This window comes from Streptomyces sp. FH025, from assembly GCF_017427025.1.
Classification (GTDB): domain Bacteria; phylum Actinomycetota; class Actinomycetes; order Streptomycetales; family Streptomycetaceae; genus Kitasatospora.
Map to the genome: position 1 here is coordinate 1 of NZ_JAFLNG010000598.1, position 4876 is coordinate 4876.

Genomic DNA, 4876 nt, shown 5'->3' on the forward strand with positions numbered 1-4876 from the left:
CCGCGCCCACCACCGAGCCCACCGGCGAGCCGACCACCCCGGCGACGGGCACCGCCTCGCCGTCGGCGTCGCAGTCGCAGGCGCCGTCCGAGTCCGGCGCGCCCGTGACCCCGGCGCCGTCCGGCAGCACCGACGCCCAGCAGCCGATCGACTTCCCGGTGCAGCCCCCGACCGTCACCCCGCCGAAGATCACCCCGGGTGGCGTCACCAAGGCCAGGACCGCCGCGGACAACGCGGACAAGGCCCTCGCCACGACCGGTGGCGGTGATCACACCACCGCGATCGCGGCCACCGGAGCCGCCGTGCTGGCGGCCGGTGCCGGCACCCTCGTGCTGCTGCGTCGCCGCAAGTCGGGCCAGCAGAGCTGACCCTCGGGCCATAGACCCCCGCGCCGCCCGGACGTCCGCTCGTACGGACATCCGGGTGGCACGGGCGGTACTTCTCGGTCACATAGGATGTCCGGCCGGAGGGGGGCGGAACCGGCGGGGAGAGGTACGGGTGGGAGTACGCACGGCACGAGCCACCACCGACTACGAAGCCACGACCGGGCGGATCGCGGGTCTGCCGCTACGCAGGCACCACGTCCTGCTGGCCGCCTGGACGGTGCTCTGGTTCTTCCTGGTCGAGCCCAGCGGCGGCTTCTCCTGGCACTACCTGCGCCAGGGTGAGGAGCTGCTCTTCAGCGGTCAGCCCGACGGCGGCCTCTCGCTCTACGCCCATCACCCCGAGCTTCAGATCGGCCCGGTCAGCCTGGCCGCCGCCGGGCTCACCGCGCCGTTCCCGCCGCACATCGGCGAACTGCTCGCCGAGGCGGTGAGCGCCGGGCTCGGCCTGGTGATGCTGGTCCTGGTCGGCCGCACCGCCGCCCTGTACTACCTCGGCACCGGCACCAACCACCGCCGACTCCAGCAGCGGCTGCTGATAGCCGGGCTGGCGTTCATCCCGATGTGGGTCGAGGTCTCGGTCCGCTTCGCGCACCTGGACGACGTCCTGGCGCTGTTCTTCACCACCCTCGCCGCCCACGCCCTGGCCCGCGGCAAGCCCGTCCAGGTCGCGATCTTCCTGGCGCTGGCGGTGGACTCCAAACCCTGGGCGATCGCCTTCGCCCCGCTGATCCTGGCCCTGCCCCGGCCCGCCTGGCTGCGCACCGTGCTCTGGTTCTGCGCCCTGGTGGCGATCGCCTGGCTGCCGTTCTACCTGGGCAACCTGGACACCATGGCGGCCGCCAAGTTCACCATCCCCAACCAGCCCGCCTCCGCGCTGCGCTGGTTCGGGGTGACCGACCCGTCCACCCCCTGGTGGGACCGCCCGGCCCAGTTCGCGCTCGGCATCGGCCTCGGCTGCGTCGCCGTCTGGCGCGGCCGCTGGCCCGCCGTGGTGCTGCTCGGCGCGGACGCCCGGATCCTGCTCGACCCGAGCGTCTACACGTACTACTCCGCCTCGATCCTGCTCGGCACCCTGCTCTGGGACGCGGTCGGGCAGAAGCGGCTGGTCCCGTGGTGGAGCTGGATCGCGCTGGCCGCGCTGTACGGCGGCACGCTGTTCCTCCCGTCCGACTCGGCCCGCGGCTTCGTCCGGCTCGCCTTCGTGGTGGTCTCCGCCGCCTACGTGCTGCTCTGGCCCACCCAGCGGACCCGCCGGCCGCGGCCCTCGGCCCGGGGCGGGGGCGGGGGCGACGGACGCCGCCGCTCCGGCCGCCGGCGCGAGCGGGACCTGGTCGCCGCCGACGCCTGACGGCCTCCCCGGGAACGGCTTGACCCTCACGCGACGTGAGAGCGGAGGGTGGTGGTCAGCACCAGGGAGGAACCCCGATGACCAGTGAGGGACACTCGGTCGGCGCCGTGGCGAAGATCGCCAAGGTGACCGTCCGCACCCTGCACCACTACGACGAGATCGGCCTGCTGTCCCCGGCCGGCCGCACCCGGGCCGGGTACCGCCGGTACGTGGACGCCGACCTCGACCGGCTGCAGCAGATCCTGTTCTACCGCGAGCTCGGATTCCCCCTGGAGGAGATCGCGGCGATCCTGGACGACGACTCGGTCAGCCCGAGCGAGCACCTCCGGCGGCAGCACCGACTGCTCACCGACCGGATCAGTCACCTCCAGGAACTCGCCGCAGCCGTCGAACACGCCATGGAGGCACGCAGGATGGGCATTCAGCTGACCCCGGAGGAGAAGTTCGAGATCTTCGGCGAGGGCTACCGCGAGGAGTGGGAGCAGGAAGCCGAGCAGCGCTGGGGCCACACCGAGGCCTGGACCGAGTCCCAGCGCCGCACCGGCGGCTACGACAAGGCCGACTGGCAGCGCATCCAGGCCGAGATGACCGAGCTCAACACCCGCCTGGCCGCGGCGGTCACCGCCGGCGAGCCCGCCGACGGCACCGTCGCGACGGACCTCGCCGAGGAGCACCGGCAGCACATCTGCCGGAACTTCTACGACTGCACCTTCACCATCCACCGCGGCCTGGCCGGGCTGTACGTCTCGGACCCGCGCTGGACCACCACCTACGAGGAGATGGCCCCGGGCCTGGCGCAGTGGCTGCACGACGCCATCCTCGCCAACGCCGAGCGGCGCGAGGCGAAGTAGCCGTCGTTCACGCCACCCCGCGCCCGAAGGAGCGCCGGTAGGCGGTCGGGGAGGTGCGCATCACCCGACCGAAGTGGTGGCGGAAGGTCGCCGAGCTCTCGAAGCCGACCGCCACGGCGATCTCCTCCACCGACCCCTCCGGGGACTCCAGCAACGGCAGGCTGGCCGCGATGCGCTGGGTGACGACCCAGCGCATCGGGCTGGTGCCGTTGCGGGCCGTGAAGTGCCGCAGGTACGACCGGTCCGACATCCGGGCCGCGCGGGCCAGCACCGTGACGGTCAGCGGCGCGGACAGGTTGTCCAGCGCCCACCGCATGCTGCGGGCGATCCCGTCGTCCTCCTCCTCGACCGGGCGCACCGCCGCCTCGATGAACTGCGCCTGCCCGCCGTCCCGGTGCGGTGCCACCACGAAGCGGCGGGCCACGCTGTTGGCCACCTTGGCGCCGTGGTCCCGGCGGACCAGGTGCAGGCACAGGTCGATCCCGGCCGCGCTGCCCGCGCTGGTGAGCACGTCGCCGTTGTCGACGTACAGCACGTCCGGGTTGACCCGCACCGTCGGGTGGCGCCGCTGGAGCAGTTCGGCGTACCGCCAGTGGGTGGTCGCCTCCTTGCCGTCCAGCAGCCCGGCGGCGGCCAGCGCGAAGGCGCCCGAGCAGATCGACACGATCCTGGCGCCGCGCTCGTGCGCCGTCCGCAGCGCCTCGACCAGGCCGGGGGAGACGCCGCCGAAGGGGTTGCGCACCCCGGGGACGACCACGGTGTCGGCCGCCGCCAGGTCGTCCAGCCCGTGCCGGGCGGTCAGCGCGAAGCCGCCCACCGCGTCCAGCTCCGTGCCGGGTCGGTCGGCGCACACCTTCAGCCCGTACCAGGGAGTGGCCAGCAGTCCGGTCAGCTCGGGCCGGGCCAGCCCGAACACCTCCACCACCACCCCGAGTTCGAACGGCGCCATGCCCTCGAAGGCGTACACCGCGACATCGTGCACGGGCTCCGGGCGCCGCCCGATGACGACGGTCACCGGCCGTGATCCCGGTCCGGTGGCGTCTGCTCCGGCATCGGCACCGACCGGGCCCTCGACGTCCTGCCCGGCCATCACGGACTGCTCGGCCATGCGAACCCCCTGCTCACGGGTGGCGGAATCCCGGTGAGTGTAGCCGTCCAGGCCGGTTCGGAACTTTCTTCGAATCCCCCTGCAACCTCCACTCCCGCCACACGTCCATCAGTACGGGGGCGGAGGAAACCGGGCCGAGGGCGGCTGGGAGCATCTCCCCGATCGCGATCTTGATCAGGTGACCTGACGGTCCGGCGAACACCGACACCGTCCTGGGGGAAAGCAGAACCGCACATGTCCATGGCCATCGGGCCGATCGTCGCGCCGAGGCGGGGGCGCGGCTTCTCCGTGCGTGGAGTGGTCGTCGCGCTGTTCGGCGCGCAGGAGGCCGGTGAGCCGGCCTCCGAGTTCACCACCGACCAGCAGGCGGCACAGCGCCGTTCCGGCTTCCGGCTGCTGCGGGGCGGCCGCAAGCCGGCGGAGGACCGGCCCACCCTGACCGACCTGTACCACGCCCACCGGCTGGGCCTGGTGCGGATGGCCGTGCTCCTGGTCGACCACCAGGACCTGGCCGAGGACGTCGTGCAGGAGGCCTTCACCCAGCTCTACCAGCGCCACGGAGAGGAGCTGGATGACCTCGACAACGCGCTCGGCTACCTGCGGACCTCGGTGGTCAACGGCGCCCGCTCGATGCTGCGCCGCCGCAAGACCGCCCGCGAGTACGTGCCGCCGCACGAGGCCGACGCACCGTCCGCCGAGGACCACGCCGTGCTCAACGACGAGCACCGGCGGGTGCTGGTCGCGATGCAGGAGTTGACCACCCGCCAGCGTGAGGTGCTGGTGCTGCGCTACTGGTCCGACCTGTCGGAGGCGCAGATAGCCGAGACCCTGGGACTGTCCCGGGGTGCCGTGAAGTCCACCGCAAGCCGGGCCCTGGACGCCTTGGAAAAGCACCTGGAGAAGGTTCGATGACCGACAAGCACCCCCGCGGGAAGAGCGGAGACGGTGACGGGCCGGCCGAGACAGCGACGGAACGGCTGCTGCGCGAGGCGATGACCGCCCGCACCTCCCTGATCACCGCCCACGACCTGCGCCCGGCCGCACCCCCGAAGAGCCGGATCCGCCGACTACGCCCGGTGTACGCCGTCACCGTGCCGCTGCTCGGCCTGGCCGCCGCCGCGGCGATCGGCGTGGTCACCCTGCACGGCTCCCCGGTGGCCAACCACGAAGTCCCGCCCCCGGC

5 protein-coding genes and 1 pseudogene are annotated in these 4876 nt (G+C 72.8%); 5 read left to right on the forward strand and 1 reads right to left on the reverse strand.

Going from position 1 to position 4876, the window contains the following annotated elements; genetic code table 11:
* The 3 genes from J0670_RS30205 to J0670_RS30215 form a co-directional block, all read left to right on the forward strand.
* On the forward strand, positions 1 to 368 hold a 368-nt coding region (locus tag J0670_RS30205; protein WP_207814885.1), incomplete at its 5' end, for an LPXTG cell wall anchor domain-containing protein.
* 130 nt (positions 369 to 498) lie between these two features.
* Positions 499 to 1734 (forward strand): hypothetical protein, encoded by a 1236-nt coding sequence (locus J0670_RS30210; protein WP_374223194.1) that lies wholly within the window; start codon positions 499 to 501, stop codon positions 1732 to 1734.
* A gap of 77 nt (positions 1735 to 1811) precedes the next feature.
* The gene (locus tag J0670_RS30215) at positions 1812 to 2585 is read left to right on the forward strand and encodes a MerR family transcriptional regulator (protein ID WP_207814886.1); all 774 of its coding nucleotides are present in this window, start codon (positions 1812 to 1814) and stop codon (positions 2583 to 2585) included.
* Positions 2586 to 2592: 7 nt separating this feature from the next.
* On the opposite strand, the gene J0670_RS30220 is transcribed toward J0670_RS30215, so the two are convergent.
* A complete protein-coding gene (locus J0670_RS30220) occupies positions 2593 to 3693 on the reverse strand; it encodes a helix-turn-helix domain-containing protein (protein ID WP_243437731.1) in 1101 nt (366 codons plus the stop codon).
* Between the two features lie 234 nt (positions 3694 to 3927).
* Here J0670_RS30220 and J0670_RS30225 point away from each other — a divergent pair, with 234 nt between their 5' ends.
* Together J0670_RS30225 and J0670_RS30230 are read left to right on the forward strand one after the other, a co-directional pair.
* Entirely contained in the window at positions 3928 to 4605 is a 678-nt protein-coding gene (locus J0670_RS30225) for an RNA polymerase sigma factor (RefSeq protein WP_243437732.1), read from the forward strand.
* Positions 4602 to 4876: pseudogene (locus J0670_RS30230) on the forward strand (hypothetical protein); the annotation flags it as partial. The gene J0670_RS30225 and the pseudogene J0670_RS30230, both read left to right, overlap by 4 nt.